We start from the raw sequence: 21,870 nt of genomic DNA on the forward strand, positions 1-21,870 counted from the left end.
TCAATATTCAAATTCTTCTCTTTTTAAAGCTATAAGAAAAGTTAATGTTTACGATTTTGCGCCAACTTACTTGTCTAGTAAAATCTCATCAAGTGGTAGTATGGATAGAACGGGACAAGGAATTGCAAATACTTTACTCGATATTTTGCTGACGAATCGTGACAGGTTTGATGAATTACAGTATCGTTTAACCCAGCTTGTTCCTCATATAAAAAGTATTGCATTACCTCGCGGTGAGAATCAAACTTTTTCAATCGAGTTAGTTGATAGATATTCAGAACACCATATCCCTGCATCTGACATATCAGATGGAACATTGAGAATTTTGGGTTTTTTAACTGCGCTGTATCAAGAAAATACTCCAAGTATTATTTGTTTTGAAGAAATAGAAAATGGAGTTCATCCTTGGCTACTGCATAAAATGATGGAGTTGCTAAAAATTGTTTCCACCGAAGGAATAACTGGTAAACCTGTGCAGGTTTTAATTACAACTCATTCTCCTGTTCTTTTAAATTACGTTGAACCCCATCAAGTGCGTGCTGTTGAATTAGATAAAGAAGGTAAAACTCAAGTTCATAAATTACCTATAGATTCTGTCCGATTTCAAAAAGCTTTAGAAGCTTATGATGGAGCATTAGGTGAACTTTGGTTTACAAATGTGTTTGGAGGAAATCCAGAATGAGTCGTCGGATTCGGATTGGGCTAATTGCTGAAGGGGAAGCAGAATTGGGTGCAAGTATTCCTTACATTAAACCAGAAGATGGGGGGAAAGTTATTGAAAGAAACAATGAAGGCGCACTCCATACTTTAATTAGACGAGAACTTGAAAATGCTGGATTTCCTGATTGTGATTTTATCCAAAGACATCCATCAATTAAAGAAAGTCAAAAACTTACTTTACGAACGGGACACTCTATTTTAGATCCAAAATATCTAGCGCAAATTGTTATTTTGTGGAAACTAGAGGATGTAGACATGATCCTCATTGTGGTTGATGCTGATGATAAATTAGAACAAAGACAAATTGATTTAGAACGAGCTTTAAATAAAATTCGTGATAATCATTTAGATATTAACGAGGAAGTTATTAGCGATCGCTCTGCTGGAGGTTTAGCAATTAGAAATTTTGAGACTTGGTTACTTGCTGATACCCAAACTGTTTCAACTATTTTAGGCGTAGAATTGCCACCTCTGGAAAATTTAGAGGATTTAGACAATACAAAAGATATTTTGGAGAATACAATTTCCCAATCAATGTATCTATCTGAAGATACTAGCAATCAGCGATCGCTACAAATTCGCTGGAACTTAGGTAAACAGATTGATTTGGCAATAATCAAAACTGGCTGTCCACAGGGATATGCTGCTTTTACACAATCTTTACTAGTAGCGACAAAAGCAGTTATACCAATTCTTAACTAATTTGTAATAGCTTACCTTACTTCAATAAAATAGAGATTTTAAATCTGTTCCCTGTTCCCTTGGCATAACGACAATTTTTAACGCCAATTTACTTAACAGTCCAACAAATATTGACTGTATACAGTTAAAAATTTTATCAATTTGTTTCCTAATACTTGGGTTATTGTGTAGGGGTAAAGCAAGAGCTTCATAGGTGTCAACTTAAGCTCAAATCCCTACCACATCTCGTTCCTAGTCTCTGACTAGGAATGCAGTTGATGAGGCTCTGCCTCTAATATCATTGAAGGCAGAGCCTTCTAGAATTCATTCCCAGTCAGAGACTGGGAATGAGGTAAGTTGAGTTCTTTGCGGGATAGATGTTTTACGTTAAGTTGACACCAATAAGCTTTTGCTTTACCCTCACCTCACTAGCTACAGCGCGTAAATCATACTTGCTTTGATTTGGCTTCCAGATTTTCCAAACGGCTTTTCAATTCCTGATTTTGCTGTTTGATTTGATCAAGTTCCTCACGTAACTGCTTCAGGGTTTTGTCTGTGCCGATATTCTTTTGCACCTTGCTAACTTCTTCTTCAGCATAACGACGGACTCGCCCATCTGCGGTTTGATTGGCTAAAGATTGCAAAATACCAATGGCTTTTGGAGTTTCCATTTGTCCCAAGGCTGTTAAAACGGCTACCTGGGTTAAAAAGAAAGTCTCTCTGGCAATTTCCGCTAACCGATCTAAAATCCGTTCTATATTAGCAGGAGTTTGACCAGTGGATATTTTGCCCACTGCGCGAATTGCGGACAGGCGTAATGGTTGCGGTATTCCAGATTTTGTGTATTCCAGTAGTAAATTTAAAGCCGTTTCTGAAGACTTGAATTCAGCTAAACCAGCGATCGCCCCACTGCGGACAACTTCATTCCAACCAGCCCTTTCTTCTAACACAGATTTGAGTAACTTGATTACTTTGTCTTCATGGGGTTTATCTTCTAAATGCGCTGCTGCGATCGCCGCAATAGTTTGACAAGCCGCAGCTTCTACATAGTAGCTGGCATCGCCATGTTGGACAAAACTTTTCACAGCCTTGTAGCTATTATGAGTTTTAATTTGTGACAAAGAACTAATTACCGCCCGCCGCACAAAGGGACTAGGATCATTTAATCCAGCGACTAAACCATCAAAAGCTTGATCCAACTGAATTTCTGCCAGTTCTTTGGCAACTTCGATCCGTACACCCCAAAAAGGATCATTTTTCAAAGCTGAGGATAGGGCAAGAGTCGCTTCTAATCCGCCTTTTTTCGCTAAAGCTGCCGCTGCATAAATGCGGGAAATAGGATGAGGATCAAATTCTAACTGGGCTTTTAATTCGGAAATTGGGTATTCTAAAGTGACAGTTTTGAGATAATTATTACCAACATCAAAGCTAATAAAATCAGGCTTTTGTGTTAAGGGAAAGTAAAAACTTTGTTCTTTTTCATGGACTCGAACTGTAAAAGTTGTGAGTTGGGGATTTTCTTTATATCCAAAACCAATGGGAATTCTCAGATTAAATAAATCCTTACTATCGGCTTCAGCTTGGGTTTGGGTGACAGTCACCTTCGCTAAATTTGCGTCACCATCCCAGGCATAAGCTACTTTAAAGTCAGGATGACCACCACGATAGACATATTGATCAAACAGGAAAGCTAAATTGCGTCCTGTGGCTTTTTCAATCGCTCTTAATAAGTCTATCGTTTCTACAGTTTGGTGGGCGTTATCTTGAACAAAAGTTTGCACAGCTTGCCAAAATAACTCATCGCCCAATTCTGCGCGAATCATGTGATAAACACAAGATCCTTTTTCATAAATGTGGCGATCGTAAAGTTCGATCGCTTCCCGATAAACATGAGTTACCATTGGTCTACGGTAACGACTGCTATCTTCACTAAAATAACTCCGCGCTTCCGACAACCGATAATATGCAGCTTCTTGGTCGCCATATTCCCGTTGGGTCCACATTACCTCCGAATAGGAAGCCATCCCTTCCTTAATCCAAGCATGAGACCAATGTTTAATCACCACCAAATCTCCAAACCATTGGTGGGCGAGTTCATGGACAACCAAACTTTCGGTATTGCGATTATCTAATATTGCCCGTTCATCTAGTAAACAACGGTCAGTGAGGAGAGTCGTGGATGTGTTTTCCATCCCTCCAAAAATAAAATCATCTACACAAACCTGGGCATATTTGGGGAAAGCGTAGGGATAACCATACTTTTCGCTCAAAAATTCGATCATTTGGGGAGTTTTGCCCATGCTGCGTTTAGCATCTGCTTCTCGTCCCTTTTCGACGTAATAGGTAACAGCTTTACCATGCCACTCGTCCCGAATTTCGGCAAAATCGCCTACTGCCAGTGTCATCAAATAGGTAGGATGAATTTGTTGTTGGGACCAATGGTAGGTTGTGTATTTTGCCTCTTCTACGGTGTCAATGAGTTCACCATTGGAGATAGCAACTAAGGGTTGAGGAATGCGGACGCGAATTTCTGATGTTGATAACTGTCCAGGGTAGTCGAAACAAGGAAACCAATAGCGAGAATCTTCGTCTTCTCCTTGTGTCCAGACTTGGGTGGGTTTGTGGGGGTAGTGTTTGTCTGGTTGGATAAAGTAAATACCCCGTTGGGGTTTTTCGGCGGCGTAGGCGATCGCAATTAACAAACGATGACCAATTTCTGTAGGCTGTGATAGGTAAATACAAAGCTGTTCGCCATCATATTCAAACTTTTGTGTAACTTCGTTTACCTGTACTGACTCAATTTTCAAATTGACAGCATCCAAAGTCAACCTATCAATCCCATTCCGCACTGGCAATAGGCGAATACTACAACTTCCGTAGCAACTTTGGTTCGGGATATCCAAATTCAGATCCAGAAAAATATGTTCTACCTGTCCAGGTCGGTCAGGGTTATAGTGTGGTTTTGCCCCCGGTAATTCAAAACGCTTGTGTCCTGTTTTTTCAGTATCAAAATAAAACTGCAACATTTATTATTTCTAGCCTTCTAATCCTAAAACATTTAATGGGGTGTAAGTCATACAAATACGGAAGTGTAGCGTAGTATGACATTTTTTGCCTGTTTGATTCTGGTAACGTCGGCACTATCTGAATCTACAGATTGACAAAGCTGATTTATCTACTGTTGTCACACTTAAGAACTTAAGTATGTAACTCTTCTCTGCCTCTGTTCCAGAGGGTATTCATCCGTGATCCATAATTATTGATTACAAATACTACTAATTTTCCATATAGTTTTAGAATAACTGGGAGGTGACAAATTGACTATTGTTTTCAAAGGAATAAAATATCATAGATTTCCGATTATATCAGTAAATACCGTGAAAATAGCGGAAATTAGCGATAAAAAAGAATTCAAACATCAGAATTCATGAGCATTAAGTTTTTTCAGCACTTAATTGTAAACTGTATCTAGGAGTCGAGTATGCCCAACCTTTTTATACTCAATGTGCAATATCCACTGATATCAACGAAACTGACAAAATCCTCAAAATATAGTTCTTTTAATGAATTTTTGCCTAGATAAATTTCCCCAACCACCAATGAGCATTTCATTGAATCTGTTATATCATTTACACCAATAAGGAGTATTTACCAGTGTCTGCAAAAAAACCATCGTTCTTAATCCCTGTAATTGGTACTGCTGTAATTATAGCAGGGGGCATAGCAGCTTATATGTACCTCAAGGGTGGTACGAATAGTTCTAGCCCTTTAGGTAGTGCTAAATTAGTACCTGCAACTGCATTAATGGCAACTTATATTGACACTAATCCTGAATCTTGGAATAAGTTGCAGCAGTTTGGTACACCGGAAGCGCGGAAATTACTAGGTAAAGAGTTCCAGAACTTCAATCAACAAATGTTGAATGATAGTAAGATATCCTACGAAGCAGATATTAAACCTTGGGTTGGTGGAATGATGATTGCGGTACTACCACCAGATGCAAAGAAAGTATCTCAGGACAACTTTCGCGCATCCGAAGCACCAAATTATTTGTTGGTGGTCGGGATTAAAGATAAAATAGCTGCTTTGAAATTTGCAAATAAGTTGAAAGACAAAAAAAACGTCAAAATTCAGGAATCTGACTACAAAGGTCAAAAAATTATCGAATCTACAGGTCAAGGTCAACCGACTTATGTAACGGTTGTGAATAATGACTATTTGCTTTTAACATCCAATAAACAAGCTGTAGAAAAAGCGATTGATACCTATAAAGGCGAACCTTCTTTTGTCACTAAAGAAGGTGCAAATGATATTCTGAGCAAAGGTGTGGATGTTAAGAATGGTTTGGCGCAAATTTATGTCCCTGACTATGCCAATATGATCCAACAATTAACGGCATTTAATCCTCAATCTAAACAATTACCCCCACAAACTCTGGCACAAATTAAGCAAGTGAAATCATTAACAGCAGGGGTGGGAATAGATGATGACGGCTTGCGATTAAAAGCAATTGTGAATTTAGATCCCCAACTAAATAAATTCCAATATCAAGCTACTCCCGCCAAGATTGTGGGACAATTTCCTAGTGAAACTTTGGCTTTAACTAGTGGACAAGGTATTAGTAAAAGCTGGGAAACTTTTGTGGAACAATCTAAAGATTATCCCGAATTAAATCAAGGAATTCAACAAGCGCGGACTCAACTAAAAGCTCTGCAAATTGATTTAGATAAAGATATTTTTGGCTGGATGAATGGTGAGTTTGGTTTAGGTGCAATTCAATCTAATCAAGGTTTATTAGCTAATGTGGGTTTTGGAGGTGCGTTAGTATTAGATACGAGCGATCGCAAAACTGCCGAAGCTACCTTCACCAAACTCGATAATTTAGCCAAACAGCAATCTCTCAATGTCGCTCAAAGAAACATTGGTGGTAAAAATGTCACAGAATGGCAAATCCCCCAACAAGGCGCTCTCGTGGCACATGGTTGGCTCAATGATAATACAGCATTTGTGGCTATTGGTGGACCCGTTGCGGAAACACTAGCAAATCGCAAAGGTGCAGCACTTGATCAAAGTGATACCTTTAAAACTGTTACAGGTTCTTTACAAAAACCCAACGGTGGTTATTTCTATTTAGATATGGACAAAACCAAAACCATAATTCAGCGTGTATCCGCTCAAAGTCAACCTTTACCTGCGGACGCTACCGCTATTCTTGATTCTATTCGTGGTGTTGGTGTGACTGTTAATAGTCCTAGTAAATCCATGACTCAAATGGAGATGTTGTTATCTCTTAAATCTGGTAAGGGGAAGTAATATCCTTTATGATTTTTTTTCACGCAGAGGCGCAGAGGCGCAGAGAGTAGTTTGTAGGGTGCGTCAGTCCCGATAATTTGATAAAAAAACAGATATCTTCTATCTGACGCACCTTATTCATTAGACATCTGGTGAAAATGGCGTTGCTGAATTGAGGTATGAAATTCCCAAATTGAATCTTTAAAACTCTTACCTTTGCGTCTTTGCGCCTTTGCGTGAGACTAAAATTCATACCCTTATTCAGCAACGCCAAGATTTCTAGAATAATTGAACGCAGATAAACGCAGATAAACGCAGATAGGAACGGATGAATTAATGGATTTGATGATTCTGTACAGTTTGATATAAAATTGTGATTATTCCATGACGGCTAATACGGATTTTGGTAAGAGTTTTTCTTTGAACCAAATTATTCTGGCGGGTACGTTATCTAGTTTGATTCCGGCTTTTTCTAGGTTCAATCTTTCGGAAATTGCTAAAATTAAGTTATCACAATTAGCCTTTCTAACTTGAGCAAATTTCTTTTGTAAATATTCTGGTCGCCAATAACCAACAATTTCTAATATAAATACTCTTCCGTCTGGATGAACTAGCCGAAAATCGGGAATCATCACACTACCAGGAATGGGAATTAAATCTACTTCTCGTTCTAATATCCAACCACTTTTTAAGGCATCCCATTTACTGGCAAATGATTCCTCTAACATACTATCATAGGGTTTGCCGGGAGGATAGTGGGAAACTAAGCCACATTCTGAATTGAGGGTGAAACGTCCGGTTTTCCATTCGTTTGTGTAAAAATCACGGGTTTTTAAGGTCGCTGATAAACTCCATTTGGTAACATGAAGTAAGGCGGGAATTAGTTTGGCTATGGCTAAACCGTAGCGGGTGCTGGAAGTAAATAAACTTGTCGGTCCATCTACACTAATTGTGAAACCATGATCAGCATCACCTTCAATATAAGCCATTAATTGAAATAGCTTTAAATAACGAAATAAGAGTTTATATTCTCCGGGAACATTGCGATGAGCATTTAATACTAATTGACTAGCTTTATAGAAAATTCCCTGGACTTGAGATAAATTATAACGATGTAAAACTTCTTCTGGTTTAGGAGTATCAAAAGCGGTTAGTATTTTATTTTCCGATAAATCAGCATAAAGTCCATTTTTGATTTGAGCAGGTAAAACTTCTTGATTAAGTTCTTGAGTTAAATTATCAGCAATTTTATTTAAAATCATATCAGTCGATTCTTGACTAGCAACGGATTTTGCTGCTAATGCAAATACTTTTGCTCTTAACATGGGTGGTTCGAGGGGACTAACTATTTCAAAGGTGCAAAAACCACTTTTGAGAATATAAGCTAAACCTCGTTTCATCCGGTAATCTGTGGTATCTCCTTCAAAGTCTGCTAATTGACGTTCTAGTAATCCTTGAGTTTTCCCGACTGCTTCCTGAAAGAACTTAATTAATTCAGTCGCTAAACTCAAATGTTTTTGATCAAGTTTCAGTCTTTTTGGGATAATTTCTTCGCCGTTTTGGCGGTGTATCAGTAGGTCTGTTGGTAACATCTTTCTTTTCTGGGGAATAATTAATTTCTAATTGTTCTGCTGCTTTTAAATCGCTTTTCTTTCCAGTTCCATAAATAACTTGTAAATTTGCTTTTTGCGGCTTTTCTTCCTGATTGTTATTTTCCCCTCTCCGTCTGGCGGAAGTTCCTTCTTCGCTGGTGTCTTCGGCGATAACTTCATAGAGAATTGCTTGTTTATTTGCTAAATTTCCTTTGCGTAATATTCTCCCTAAACGTTGAATGTATTCCCTGGTTGAACCTGTTCCTGATAAGATAATGGCAATGCTGGCTGCGGGGACATCAACACCTTCATTTAAAACATTGGAAGCAACTAAGGTATTATATTCACCTTCCTTAAATTTCGTTAAAATTTCATGTCTTTCTTTGACTGGAGTTTGATGAGTAATTGCGGGAATTAATAAGTTTTGAGAAATGTGGTAAACTGTGGCATTATCAGCGGTAAAAATTAAAATTCTTTCGGGATAATGGGTAGCTAATAGGTCTACAAGTACCCGGATTTTCCCATCTGTTCCCAATGCGATTTCTTTGGCTTGACGATGTGATAACATTGCTCTGCGTCCAGCCTGAGAACGCGCACTCATTTGCACAAACATCTGCCAACCTTGCAAACTTCCTAAAGATATTTTTGATTGCTTTAAAAAATCATTGCGAGTTTGAATTAACTGATTATATTTTTCTCGTTCTAATTGGGATAATTTAACCTTAATTTGCACAATTTCATGAGCAGCTAAAGCCTTTCCGGCTAAATCTTCAGCGCATTTGCGATAAACTTCTTTACCAATGAGGATATCTAAATCAGCGTGTTTTCCATCTGTGCGTTCTGGGGTTGCGGACAGTCCTAACCGATAGGGTGCGATCGCATATTCGGCAATGACTCTGTTAAAGTCTGTAGGTAAATGGTGACATTCATCAAAAATTATTAACGCATATTTATTACCCAAACTTTCTGCATGAATAGCCGCACTATCATAGGTAGCAACTAAAATCGCGGTTCTATCCCGCGAACCACCCCCCAGTAAACCCACTTCTGCATCAGGAAAAGCCGCTACTAAGTGAGCATACCACTGGTGCATTAAATCCAACGTGGGGACGACAATTAATGTCGTGCGTGGTGTGGCTTGCATCGCCATTTGCGCTAAATAAGTCTTTCCCGCCGCCGTAGGTAACACAACTACTCCCTGTCGTCCTAACCGTTTCCAAGCCGCTAATGCCTCATTTTGGTGGGGATAGGGTGTCATTTCTAAACTAGCAACCAAATCCAAGGGGTAAAAAGCCTTGGCTTCATCAATAAAATCTGTGCCTTCAGCTTGGAGTGCTTCCACTAAGGAACGGTATCTAATTGCGGGAATTCGGAATTTTTCTACCCTATCATCCCAGGTTGCATAGTCTATCCATGTTTTACTTCGTGGTGGTGGGTGTAAAATTAATGTACCACGATCAAAAGTTAATGTCGGGTGACGAGCCATTTATTTTTTCTTAGTCCGGTGACACTGATTTAACTACTCATAACGCAAAATGAGCATGATGACTAATATCAATGTCGGTTCTTCGGTACTTGTTATACTAATTAGCCGAAATTCATAAGAACACCCGGTAAGTGGGAAACGAGCGCGTCTTTAGACCTGAGAGGGAAACGACACGAGCGGTTTTAACCGCTGTGGATATTAAAATTGAAACCAGATTTTTGATTGGAATCTGGAAACCAACTCCCATTTCTGGGGTAATGTTAGCTTCGACCTGTTATAAGAGCTTGTTAGGCTTGCAACACTGTTCCAGTGACCTTAGAACTGTTTAATCACAAGCGACAGAGCAGGGAACTAGCTTCGCATTCCGGGGTGTCGTGACTCAAATAACGGCTACCATGAGAGTAAACTCAGGGTGGTCTGGTCAGTACGGCTTGCTTGATTACTCTTGCAAGCCCAGTCCCTTTAGGGCTGGGTTACTGACAGTATAGAAAAAATTAAGACCATCGGTGATGTTTATATAGCGGTTATCGCCCTTGATGCAATACAATCTAGGGCGCAGACCCTGCGCCCCTACAGGCTTTACAATTAGCTGACTGTATCTCGCTCAAGTGCATACTGCTCGCTATATGGCTGTCGCTGGTTTATCTAATTATCGCAGTGATCATGCCCTAGCGATCGCCAATATGGCATTGGATATGCAAAAATCTGTACTTAAGTTTAATCAAAAAATACCCCATCTTTTCCGATTCGCATGAGTATTAGTACCAGACCAGTTGTAGCATGAGTGATTGGATTAAAAAAATTGCATAGGATTTGTGGGGTGATCCGGTAAATACAGCCAGTAGGATGGAATCCCACGCTATAGCTGATAATATCCAAATTTGTGAAGCTACCTATCAGATATTAAAAGATAAGTATTTGGTGGAAAAACGGGGGTTAATTAAAATTAAAGGTAAAGGGGAAATGATGACTTATTTACTACATGGAAGGAAGATATAATCCAGCAGAAGTCAGGAGTGAAAGTTTTTGTGCTTCTAATTAGTTGTTTAAAGAGTAGTTCAGAGATGAATAGTGACAATTGCTGAAATCGAAAACCGCAAACGTGAAAAATGAAAACTACTTATCATCTTTTACCTTCTCTGGTGGATGTAAATTTGCGCCAAACAATACACGACGTAAATTCACAACACCAGCACGATTTAAACGCAAAGCTTCAACAGTTGCTCGACCACAGGGTGTTTTACCAATTACCTGTGTAAAATCATCACTCCATTGAAAATGCTCACTCCAAATTTGTAACCTGGGATTATACAATGCTATTTTTTCTCCCGTTTCTGGATCAATTGCCTGTGTTTTAGTATGTTTATAACTATTACACCCAAAACAACTCCAAGCAATATTTTCTAAAATTGTTTCACCACCAGCTTGTCGGGGTTTTATATGTTCAATAGTAAAGCTTTGTGTGGCAAATTGTTCCGAGCAATAACAATACTCACAATAACCACCCGCACGAGCAGCAACAATACTCCTAGTTGATTCGGGAACTCGTTCTGACATTAGAAAATACTAATATTTGTGGGCAAAAACTCATTAATCAAAAGTTGCAAATCAACTCCACGCATTTGAGCTAATTGAATTAATGCTTCTGCACGTTCCCCATCTTGTTTTTCAATCAGTTCAACATAAATTAATAACTCTTGATGCTCTGTTTCTGTAATTTCTTCAGTTTCATTTTGCTGACGCAAATAATTCAATCTCTCTTGTTGTTCAGCAGACAAACGCCGTTGAATAATTTGAATTAAATCAGTTTCTCTAGTTTTATATGTCTTTGTTTCTGATACCTGTAAAGCTTGATGAGAAAGAGATTCTAAGAATTCAACAGCTTTAACTAAAGATTCTCCCGGTAATTGTTCCAGAAGTGCAATTGCCCTTTGACGAATTTCTGTAGGTGCAGTCATAAGAATACCCGGTAAGTGGGAAACTCAGCGTCTTTAGACCTGAGAGGGAAACGACACGAGCAGTTCGACAAGCTCACTGACCACGGTTTTAACCGCTGTGGATATTAAAATTGAAACCAGATTTTTGATTGGAATCTGGAAACCAACTCCCATTTCTGGGGTAATGTTAGCTGATGCCTACGGCACGCTGCGCGAACGACCTGTTATAAGAGCTTGCTTGAGATTGCAACACTGTTCCAGTGACCTTAGAACTGTTTAATCACAAGCGACAGAGCAGGGAACTAGTGAAGCAGCGCGGTCTTGGGGGTTTCCCCCATGAGCGACTGCTGAACTCCGAAGGGGCAACGCATTCGGTGGGTGTCGTGACTCAAATAACGGCTACCATGAGAGTAAACTCAGGGTGGTCTGGTCAGTACGGCTTGCTTGATTACTCTTGCAAGCCCAGTCCCTTTAGGGCTGGGTTACTGACACTCAATCTGACCTCATTTATATATAGCTTAGATTTTGACACTCTCCGGTCTAAAGACGCGGAGATTCTATAGAGAGTTTCAGTCTATATCCCTCAGTTATCCCAGTTTCAGGCACTGCCTTAAATATTTGGGTTCTTGCCCTGATTTCGTTGGCCCTGGCGGGCGAAATCATATCTGACAAGCGTAACTTTCCGAGAGTCCCTCGGTAGCTTTTTATGTCTTTAGTGACAATCTAGTTGTATCACGAATATGGATTAAAATCAATGCAGGATTTATCCTGCCTCTAGCCTTCATCCCTTGTCTAAAGCCCAAATGTGGCTTCCTGAGTCACCCACATTTTCAAGGGTTTTCGGCGTTCTTCCTTATAAATCTGGCTCTAAACTAAAATTTATTGCCTAATTTCAATAGAATACAATACCCATGACCGTACAAACATCACAAATAGACTTCCAATGCCTTACCTATATAATCCAAAATTTACCAGATTTTGTCAATGTGCGCGATCGCTGTTGTAATTTAGATTCCAAATTGTGATTATTTTAGATTCTAAGTAGTGAGACAGAATTAATTACACAATGTTATTACGTAAGCGTTGCATGGCATTAGCCATATGAAACGAAGTGAAATGAAGCAATCGCCAGGGTTGTGATTGCTTCCCTTCGCTCGCAATGACTGTAAATATTTTTGTCCAATTACTTATCGTTCAGTCATCAAACGGGAATTGAATCACAGTCAATCCTCAATCTCTCAACCTGCAACAGCTACAATGAGAATTGTTGTGATGTTCTCTATTAGCTAAAGTGTCAGACCCTTTACCATTGCGCGAGCATTATCTCGCTTTAATTAACGATATTATCGAAACCACTCTCAAGGGTAAAATTAGCTCTGTAGAGCAGGTTTATCAAATGTTGCTCAAAGGTATCACTTCCGGGACTGGGGAGGTGTTTGAATTAGTTTTGAGCGATCGCCTCAATACGATCCAATCTCAGGTAGACTCGGAAACCGATGAACTGAAAAAAGCCAAAGCTACCCGGAGTTTACGCGCAGCTAAAACCATCCAAACTCAATGGCAACGGTGGCAAGAACAAAATAAAGCCACTGAAGTGATATCCCTATCTATGCGGGAAATTACCACAGCTACCGCAGATGAGCGATTAACAGCTTTATTGCGAGCGACTGATCCTAATTTGAAGTATCCCTTAAATTTATCTCAACTTCAACAGTTAGCCAAATCTTTACAACAATTTGCCGGTGCTAATCAAGATTTTCAGCAAATTGCTGACGGGATTAATCGTGGTGTCACCTCTTGGCAAAAAATTCAAGCAAATTTACTAAATTGGATGTATGAACCCAAAAGTTCTCTAGGATTTGGTGGTATACCTGGAGAAAATAGTCCTTGGGCAAGTTGGGCTAAAGTAGTTAATAGTGAAGTTCCCCAAGCATTTTTTGAGATTCTCGCAAAAGAACAATCAGCCATAGAATTTGCTCAACAACAACAGCAAATTAGTTTGAGTAACTGGGTAGAATTAACAATAGTTTTACAGCTTTTGCAAAGAGGGTTAATTAATTGGTTTGATTCCTACGGAGCGCTTCGCTATCAACAAGCTTATGATATTAAAGCAGGTCCTAAATTATCTATTTCCACATTTTTAACCTTTGCCGTAATTTGGAGTCAATTAGCTAGTGGTTTTCAAAATCAAGCCATAATATATAGCAATGGTGCATCCCAAATCATGCTGCAAATTTTGCGAACCTTTGCCCAACGTCCTTATTTCCCTCTCTACGGTGGGATTTTTGCCTCATTTTCTGGTAGTTATTTACGGGATGCTTTAGATTATTTAGATGCCCCCTTGCGTTCTGCCGAAGGTACTCAAGAAAAAGCCCGGATTTTGACATTATTGGGGTATTCTCAGCGCGGTTTAGGCAGATATGATCGCTCTCTTAATTTTCATCAACAAGCCTTAGAAATAGCTAGAACTGCCGGAGATAAAACCTGTGAAATTGCCAATCTCAATCACCTAAGTCGGACTTATGTACAACAAGAAAATTATGGTGAAGCCATTAATTATAGTCAACGGGCATTAATTTTTAGTAGACAAACAGGAGACAAAACTGGAGAAGCTAATGCTTTGGTAAATCTAGGTTATAGCGAAGTTATGCAAGCCAAGCAAACAGAAATTAGTGAACCTGAAGTTTATGAATCTGCTATTAACTATCTAGAACAAGGTTTAAAATTAGCAGAAAAATTAAACGATTTACAAAGTCAAGCTTTATGTTTTAGTAGTCTAGGAATTGCTTATTTAGTTACTGCACAATATCCACAGGCAATTAAATATTTAGAAAATGCCTTTAAAATTGCCCAAATTTCTGGCGATTTGTATTTACAAGGCAGAAATTTAGCATATTTAGCTGAAGCTAATTATCTTATGGCTAATTATGAGAAAGCAGTTTACTCTGGTAGTTTGGGAATGTATCTTCTAGAGCAAATTGCCTCTGATGAATGGCGACAACCTGCTGCTTTATTGACAATTATTAGAGGGCAAATTACCACAGACAAATTTCAATTATTACTGCAACAAAATCGCCCGAATATGATTGCTATTATTGGCGTTGATGGATATGATTACATTCCTAGTTTATTAGTGAAATATCAAGAGGATATTTAATTTGATGTTAATAAAATTGTAGATTGGGTTAAGCGAAAGTGCAACCCAACAAAAAAAATTAATCAATGAACTTTCGTTTCTCGATAGGCTTGGCAAAAACAATCAGTCCTAAGAATTTCTTAAAGGTTTCCCAGCAGGATTTTTTTAAGGGTTTATTGCTTCTGTCAACCATTCTTGTTGTTCATGGCGATGATAAATCCATCTATTCTGTGGTTCACCCCGCAATTGTAAATGATCTACTTTTACTGGTTCAAGTAATAATAAACAAAAATTTTCTAATGGTTGAATATTGTCTGGTGCTGGTGGTGCAAAAGCTTCTGATGTTTGTACTCTCATGTCACCCGGAATAGGCCAAGCAAATTGTAACCTAGCTGCATCACTTAATTCTTGCCACATTTTAATTCTCGCAGGTTGTAAATGGGGGTGAGAATCAGCACTTACTAATATTAATTCTCCAGTAATCCGAAATTGTTCTCTGGTGTTGGGAAAATACCAGCAAACTTCCGCTGCGGGTTGTTTTGATATTTGTTCAGCTTTTTCACTACGAATATCGGTAATAAATTTTAGCTGATTGGTATCGTCTAGAAAGCCACGAAACACGACGGTACGATTAGCAGGAAAGCCATTTTCCCGCACCGTTGCCAGTTGTACATAGCGGGCATAAACGAGGCTACGATTTTGATGTAGGGCGCGGGTAATCAGACTTCGCCAAGGTGTAAGATGCTTTTTAAATATAGTCATAATTTACACATTACAAGACATAGCGCAAAGTGGTCAATTGCAAAAAACAGCCAAATTGGCAAATGAATCATATTTAACTATGAGATATTAAATCGGTAGATAGCGCAAAGTAGTAAATCCGTAACGCTAAATTGGCAGTTCTTTGCGTCTTTGCGCCTTTGCGTGAGACTACCCCCAATTTAAGGAGAAAAAATGGATAGTGCTGAAAAATCAGCCTTAATATCGGAACTTGTCAAACTTGGCATTAAGCATACCTCTGAAAAAATAGTTAAGATTGCTAAACAAGCTGATGGCAAAATCGTATTTTTAGAAGAGGGAAAACCTGGTAAAAGAGGAAGTGGACTATTACACATTTTGGAGAAACATCAAGAAGACTTTGCCAAACGGGGAATTTCTGAAGATGAAATTGCCGATGTTGTTATGGCTGCTGTAATCAGTGGAATATTTCTTGGTTATCAAGGAACAGTAGAACCTCGAAGAGAAATCTATGAAGTAAATTTTAATGGAAAAAAGCAGTATATAGCAGTGACAGTAGGCGATAATGGTTATATAGTTGGAGCTAATCCAGCCTCATTACCATAATTCCACCGTAGTAGCTATGGCAATAAAAATTAAACTAATGGCTGATTATGGGTGCGACCCTTTATGGTGGGCAGATGCTGATAAAGTTGGTAACATTGACCCAGCAAAACTGCCCCTCAGCCAAGAAACCATTAACCATTTGAGAAAATGGGCAATTGCTTATAATGCCACATTAAATTGGCAAGATCCTGGTAATTCACCAGATTTGAGTCCAGAAGCAGCAGCAGCTTTTGAACAAGAAGGGATTAGTTTGTGGAAACAACTGCAAAAAGAACTTGCACCTAATTATGAAGTTATCTATTTCAGTGAGCAATTACGTCAAGTTGTAAATAATATAAGTGAATTGGCATCTTTACTGGCTGTCTCTGCTTGATGAATAGTCAACGCAAAAATTACACAAACAGCACTATTACACAGATAGCCCATTCTACGAAAACTGACAGGTAAAACTTTGAGATTCTAATACCCTGATAATGCACTGTCAGGGTATTATACTTAACCTAAAAACAAAAATATAGTTATAATTGACACAGACTAAGCTATAGCGCAAAGTGGTAAATTTTTCAATCTTTAATCCTCAATCTACTTGGCGTATAGTCATAGTTTGTCCATAAGCAATCATACTTTATCATGGTTCGAGAACTTGAACGTCAACGTCAGGGTGCAGCTTTTCCAGAATCTGCTCCAGCAGCCAATCCAGTGTTTTTTAGAACCTACAGCCGTCGGACAGAGGCAGGGTTAAGAGAAACATGGGATCAGGTGTGCGATCGCACTTTACGCGGTTTAGTAGAACTGGGAAAACTCACCCGTGAAGAAGCTGCCATTTTAGACAAGATGCAGCGGAACATGAAATCCCTCCCTAGTGGGCGCTGGATGTGGGTTGGTGGCACAAATTGGTTAACCAAACCCAAAAACTTCTCCGGTGCTTATAACTGCACATCTACCAACCTTGTAGACTGGAGTGCTTTTGGGTTGATGATGGACTTAGCCATGATGGGTTGTGGTACAGGTGCTATCATCGAACCACAATATATTAATCAACTTCCCCCTATCCGTAATCGCCTCAATATCACCATTAAAGGTGAAATTGGCAGCACACCCCCAGCACAGCGGCGTGAATTTACACAAACCCATATAGAAGCTAACACCGCTACTATCCACGTCGGAGACAGTCGGGAAGGTTGGGTAAAATCCTATCAAACCCTGTTAGAACTTTCTACGGATGAACGTTTTACAGGTGACGTTCAGGTGATTGTTGATATTAGCGATGTCCGCCAATCTGGGGAAACCCTCAAAGGTTTTGGCGGTATGGCTAACCCTGTGAAGTTGCCCGGATTGTATCAGCGTTGCGCCTCTATTCTCAATAAGGCAATAGGCAGACAATTAAATTCTGTCGAATGCTGCTTATTAATTGATGAAGCTGCTGTCACAATAGTTGCTGGCAATATTCGGCGCTGTCTTCCTGAAGATGCCTTAGTTCATACAGAATCAGGCTTAGTTCCCATTGCTAAGGTGCGTGTAGGCGATCGCGTTCTCACCAGCAAGGGTTTTTATCCTGTTACTAACTTCTTTATTCAAGGTGAACAATCTCTCTGCCGAATTCAAACTCAAGATGGTAGCTTTGAATGTACAGCCGATCACAAAGTTGCCGTTTTCACGGATGTGTACGGCAATTATAAAATGGTTAAAGCTCAGGATTTGCAATCAGGCGATCGCTTGATATTCGTGCCACAGACTATACCCGGTACACCCACTGAACTGCCTGAGTTTCGGGGTAAAGTCGAAGGTAAAACCAAGAAAATTACTGTTCCTGCATTAACTCCTGATGTTGCTTACTTCATCGGCTATTTGCATGGTGATGGTTCAGTTAGTTCTGATGGATCAAGAGTTAGATTTCGAGTTCATGAAGATAGCCCCAATATTTTGGAACGTTTAATTGCTGTTGGGAGCGACTTTGGTTTAGAAACTCACACACTGCGGACTCCCGAACAGTGCCGAACCAAAGCCTACGAGCTACAATTTAACTCATCAGCCTTAAATCAATATCTCAAGTCATTCAAACAAGCATTCCAGCCATTAAATATTCCTGATTGCATTCTGTTGGCTAAAGCCGACATTCGTAAAGCTTACTTAGCTGGTCTTGCTGACGCTGATGGGTGTCATTCTCAAGGAGTTTTAGTAGCTTCAGTTCACCAGCGATTTTTACAGCAAATTCAAGCACTTTACGCATCCCTGGGAATTACAACCCGGATGTGTAGTTCAATTCGCAAGCGAACGGGCAAATGGGAAGGCGAACTAGTAACAGTTGGTGCAGCAGCATATCAATCTGTTGAAAACTGCTTTGAAAAATATTCCCTTCAGTTTTCTAGCCAGAAACGTCAGACTCCCAAATCATTTAAAGACCACGGCTTCCCGAAAGCTATGGTTCGCCCTATTATTAACACCACTCAATATCACTGGGGTGCTATTCATCAACAAATGATACTCCCCACCCTGAAAAAATATATTCCTGAAGCTACTGATTTAGTACCAGTCAAGGTTTTAGGTGTAGAGCTAAATGTACGCTCTGCACCTACTTATGATATTGAAGTTGCGACTGTTCACGAATTTGTCTGCGAAGGCATTTTAGTTTCTAACAGTGCCGGGATGAGACAATTCGTTTCTGAAGATGAACAAGGCGCAACTGCCAAAGATAACTTATGGCAACAAGACGCAGAAGGCAACTGGCGGATAGATCCAGAGCGTGATTCTTTGCGAATGGCGAACCATAGCCGAGTCTTTCACCATAAACCAACCTTAGAAGAATCTATTGCAGCAGTTCAAAAGCAGTATTATAGTGGTGAAGGAGCAATTCAATGGGCTGGTGAAGCAGTTGCTAGAGCTAATGCTGATTTATTAAATACACCAGAAATCAAAAAAGACTTTTTGCAAGCTTACGACCAAGGAAAAGCCAGAGAATGGATACAAGAATACTATCCTGAAGTTGGTACTGATGAAGTAGAACATCGTTTGGGTAGATATGGATTAAACCCGTGTGGTATTTTATAATACTTGCCTCACGTATAAAAATCAGGCAAAATCGGTGAAAGCTGAGAACAAAGTCGTCTTTTATATAAATTTGTAAGTTTTCTCCAAACTTATATGACAAGATTACTTGCTAATACCGAGGTAACTGGATACCACCAGCACCGTAGAGCGTAGGGGATGAGCGACAAGGAAGCGATAACTCCCCCAAGAGTGCCTGACGCTACAAAGCGAAAATGTACGCCGAGCTTGATTGAATTAAGTTGTCACAAGTTGTAACAACCCCGAAAATCAAGAACTAGAGGATAAAAAGCCTCTAGGGTAACAAAACTGGAGATTATTGGTGCTGACTTCCACTGTAATTTGGCTGAGGTACACTTAAACCAACTCGACCCCGAAAACTATAAAGAACAAAAAGAGGCATTTACCGCTGGTGCGCTTTCCGTCGTTGCCCTGTTAAATCACCAATTCCTTGAACCCCGCTATCAATACAGCCGGGAATTAGATCCCATTGTCGGTGTATCCTTCACCGGATTATTTGATTTCTTTGTTCATGCTTTTGGGACAGATTGGTTACGGTGGTGGGAAGCAGGAAGACCCGAAACTCCTGAAGGACTGATTTTTAAACGTGGTGAACAAAAATATCTCAACTTCTGGAAAGATGTCGTTCATAAAGTAGTGTGGGAATATTGCGATCGCCATCAAATCAAACGCCCCAATCGTTGTACCACAGTCCAGCCCGCTGGTTGTTTAGACCGCACAGCATTACGGATATTTGATCAAGGTTTGCTTTACGCTGATGAAATTATAGATGCGGGAAGTGGTGAAACAGAAGGATTAGACCTAAGTGTTCGTGAAGGTATAGCAGCAGATAAAGCGATCGCCAATCAGCCTCTAAACCTAGTCCGAATCACCTTAAATAATGGTCGAGTCTTACGCATGACTCCTAACCATCGTCTCAACGTAGATAATGCTTGGGTACGTGCTGACCAACTAACCATCGGAATGGAAATCACCTATTCTCTTGGAGAATACAGCAAACAAGAAGATGCTCTACTTTTGAGTATTAACCCTCACCAATACACTCGTGATTACCGTCAAGAAACAGAAGGACATAGCCGAGGTATCTTAACCAAAGATATTGTTACTCCTACCACCCTTAACCCGGAAATTGGCTACTTTTTGGGTTGCTTGTTTGGAGACGGTGCTTTCAGTGAAAACAAATATCGGATTCGTTTTGCCTTTAATGCTCAAGAATTTGATCTAGTAGAACGACTACAAACCATTTCCTCCAAGTGGTTTGGACTAACTGGAACTGTTAGTTACGATCCTCGCAATGACAACTCACGAGGAGAACTGACTTTTGCTTGCAAACAACTGTTTGATTGGCTGAAACTCAATCAACTAGACAAATCTCATAGTATTGATCTTGACAGGATTCCCCAAGCAATCCGTCGTTCATCACGAGAAACAATCCTGTCATTTTTCTGTGGTCTCATTGATACAGATGGCTGTGTCCGTGAGAAAGGATCATTATCAATTGACTCCGCTAGTGAAGCATTCATCCGCAACTTACAACAAGTGGGTGAAGCCGTCGGACTCTGCTTCTCAATTTTCCATAACACCCAGGGAGAGAACCTACAGAAAACTAAAAATATGTGGGGTTTGTCTTTAAGCCGAATACTATCTCAACCAGAATCACTGACTTATCTCAATACCCATAGTCGTAAGTGTGGTTTACGTCCTTTATTTGCACCAAAACGTCAATTTGCCTTTAGTCCCTATCGAGTGGCTGCTATCGAATTTGAAACCATACCTGATTACAGCTATGACTTTGCAGTGGCAGGTGTAAATGATGACGATTCTTGGTACTGGCAAGGAGCGCTGAAATCTCACAATACCAAATCCCTCTTAACCGGAGCATCACCCGGTTGGCATCCCCCCAAAGCCCAAAGATTCATCCGGCGCATTACCTTCCGTAAAAATGACCCCGTAGCCCTAGCTTGTATAGACTATGGTTACAACGTCATCCCCTCCCAATCGGACAAAGACGAAAACGGCAACCTCCTCAATGATCCTTTTGATCCTCGGTGTACAGAATGGTTAGTCGAAATCCCCGTCGCTGTATCTTGGGCTGATTTACCCGGCGCTGATGAAATAGAAGTTTCCCAGTTTTCCGTCTTAGCGCAACTGGATTTTGTCATGCAAGTCCAAAGTCATTACGTCACCCATAACACCTCAGCAACCCTAGAACTCCGTTCCGAGGAAGTTGAACTATTAGGAACACGCATCTATGAAGCCATTCAAAATGATGAAGGATATATTTCTGCTGCCTTATTAGCCCGATTTGATGACTTGCAATCCTTCCCCCGTCTCCCCTTTGAACCTGTAGACAAAGCTACTTATGAAAGCCTATCTAAAGAAGTCAAAGCCCGACGGAAAACAGATGATTTCTGTGGAGTCCTAAGTCGTTACGATTTAGGAGAATTATCAGAAGCAGGCCCTAGTGGTTGTGACTCAGATAAATGTATGTTCCCAGAACAGCCACCTACATCATAAAATCCATTTGAGTAACCCCATTTCTCAAAGCCCCTTCCCCGCACCCCCGCAACGGGGGGGAGAAAAGAATAAACTTTTGATATTGGAGGGGGTTGGGGG

15 protein-coding genes and 1 pseudogene are annotated in these 21,870 nt (G+C 39.9%); 10 read left to right on the top strand and 6 right to left on the bottom strand.

Annotated elements, in window-relative coordinates:
* Both IQ228_RS04240 and IQ228_RS04245 read left to right on the top strand, forming a co-directional pair.
* On the top strand, positions 1 to 682 hold a 682-nt coding region (locus IQ228_RS04240), incomplete at its 5' end, for an AAA family ATPase (protein ID WP_193962238.1).
* On the top strand, positions 679 to 1,422 hold the full coding sequence (locus IQ228_RS04245; RefSeq protein ID WP_193962239.1) for a hypothetical protein: 744 nt from the start codon (positions 679 to 681) through the stop codon (positions 1,420 to 1,422). The genes IQ228_RS04240 and IQ228_RS04245, both read left to right, overlap by 4 nt.
* A gap of 425 nt (positions 1,423 to 1,847) precedes the next feature.
* Here IQ228_RS04245 and IQ228_RS04250 read toward each other — a convergent pair whose 3' ends face one another.
* On the bottom strand, positions 1,848 to 4,427 hold the full coding sequence (locus tag IQ228_RS04250; RefSeq protein WP_193962240.1) for a M1 family metallopeptidase: 2,580 nt from the start codon (positions 4,425 to 4,427) through the stop codon (positions 1,848 to 1,850).
* 628 nt (positions 4,428 to 5,055) lie between these two features.
* Here IQ228_RS04250 and IQ228_RS04255 point away from each other — a divergent pair.
* Positions 5,056 to 6,714 carry a DUF3352 domain-containing protein gene (locus tag IQ228_RS04255; RefSeq protein WP_190384161.1) on the top strand — a complete coding sequence of 553 codons (1,659 nt, stop codon included), beginning with the start codon at positions 5,056 to 5,058 and terminating at the stop codon, positions 6,712 to 6,714.
* Positions 6,715 to 7,070: 356 nt separating this feature from the next.
* Here IQ228_RS04255 and IQ228_RS04260 read toward each other — a convergent pair whose 3' ends face one another.
* Positions 7,071 to 8,285, bottom strand: coding sequence for a DUF790 family protein (locus tag IQ228_RS04260; protein WP_193962241.1), 1,215 nt, complete (start codon positions 8,283 to 8,285; stop codon positions 7,071 to 7,073).
* Positions 8,215 to 9,771, bottom strand: coding sequence for a DEAD/DEAH box helicase (locus IQ228_RS04265; protein ID WP_027401780.1), 1,557 nt, complete (start codon positions 9,769 to 9,771; stop codon positions 8,215 to 8,217). Before IQ228_RS04265 ends, IQ228_RS04260 begins: the two co-directional genes overlap by 71 nt.
* Positions 9,772 to 10,397: 626 nt before the next feature.
* Between IQ228_RS04265 and IQ228_RS27060 the strand changes: the two genes are divergently transcribed.
* A complete protein-coding gene (locus IQ228_RS27060) occupies positions 10,398 to 10,526 on the top strand; it encodes a hypothetical protein (protein ID WP_255549945.1) in 129 nt (42 codons plus the stop codon).
* A gap of 91 nt (positions 10,527 to 10,617) precedes the next feature.
* The gene (locus IQ228_RS26395; RefSeq protein ID WP_255549946.1) at positions 10,618 to 10,770 is read left to right on the top strand and encodes an adenylate/guanylate cyclase domain-containing protein; all 153 of its coding nucleotides are present in this window, start codon (positions 10,618 to 10,620) and stop codon (positions 10,768 to 10,770) included.
* 117 nt (positions 10,771 to 10,887) lie between these two features.
* On the opposite strand, the gene IQ228_RS04275 is transcribed toward IQ228_RS26395, so the two are convergent.
* Positions 10,888 to 11,328 (bottom strand): HNH endonuclease, encoded by a 441-nt coding sequence (locus tag IQ228_RS04275; protein ID WP_193962242.1) that lies wholly within the window; start codon positions 11,326 to 11,328, stop codon positions 10,888 to 10,890.
* Positions 11,328 to 11,729 carry a hypothetical protein gene (locus IQ228_RS04280; RefSeq protein ID WP_193962243.1) on the bottom strand — a complete coding sequence of 134 codons (402 nt, stop codon included), beginning with the start codon at positions 11,727 to 11,729 and terminating at the stop codon, positions 11,328 to 11,330. The genes IQ228_RS04275 and IQ228_RS04280 overlap by 1 nt, the downstream gene beginning before the upstream one ends.
* 1,270 nt (positions 11,730 to 12,999) lie before the next feature.
* On the opposite strand from IQ228_RS04280, the gene IQ228_RS04285 reads away from it, so the two are divergent.
* Positions 13,000 to 14,865 carry a tetratricopeptide repeat protein gene (locus tag IQ228_RS04285; protein WP_193962244.1) on the top strand — a complete coding sequence of 622 codons (1,866 nt, stop codon included), beginning with the start codon at positions 13,000 to 13,002 and terminating at the stop codon, positions 14,863 to 14,865.
* Between the two features lie 144 nt (positions 14,866 to 15,009).
* Here IQ228_RS04285 and IQ228_RS04290 read toward each other — a convergent pair whose 3' ends face one another.
* Positions 15,010 to 15,606, bottom strand: coding sequence for an Npun_F5749 family FMN-dependent PPOX-type flavoprotein (locus IQ228_RS04290; protein WP_193962245.1), 597 nt, complete (start codon positions 15,604 to 15,606; stop codon positions 15,010 to 15,012).
* Positions 15,607 to 15,798: 192 nt separating this feature from the next.
* Here IQ228_RS04290 and IQ228_RS04295 point away from each other — a divergent pair, with 192 nt between their 5' ends.
* From IQ228_RS04295 to IQ228_RS26400, 4 genes and pseudogenes are all read left to right on the top strand, one after another.
* Positions 15,799 to 16,188: a hypothetical protein gene (locus tag IQ228_RS04295; protein WP_027401777.1), complete on the top strand. Its 390-nt coding sequence runs from the start codon at positions 15,799 to 15,801 to the stop codon at positions 16,186 to 16,188.
* A 16-nt stretch (positions 16,189 to 16,204) separates the two neighbouring features.
* Positions 16,205 to 16,561: a hypothetical protein gene (locus IQ228_RS04300; RefSeq protein WP_027401776.1), complete on the top strand. Its 357-nt coding sequence runs from the start codon at positions 16,205 to 16,207 to the stop codon at positions 16,559 to 16,561.
* A gap of 257 nt (positions 16,562 to 16,818) precedes the next feature.
* Positions 16,819 to 19,236, top strand: a complete 2,418-nt coding sequence (locus IQ228_RS04305; RefSeq protein WP_228043687.1) for an LAGLIDADG family homing endonuclease — start codon at positions 16,819 to 16,821, stop codon at positions 19,234 to 19,236.
* Positions 19,237 to 19,566: 330 nt separating this feature from the next.
* Positions 19,567 to 21,771 (top strand): annotated as a pseudogene (locus IQ228_RS26400) (LAGLIDADG family homing endonuclease); the annotation flags it as partial.
* Between the last annotated feature and the right edge of the window lie 99 nt (positions 21,772 to 21,870).

The sequence above is a fragment of the Dolichospermum sp. LEGE 00246 genome (genome assembly GCF_015207865.1).
In the GTDB taxonomy this organism is placed as follows: Bacteria; Cyanobacteriota; Cyanobacteriia; order Cyanobacteriales; family Nostocaceae; genus Dolichospermum; species Dolichospermum heterosporum.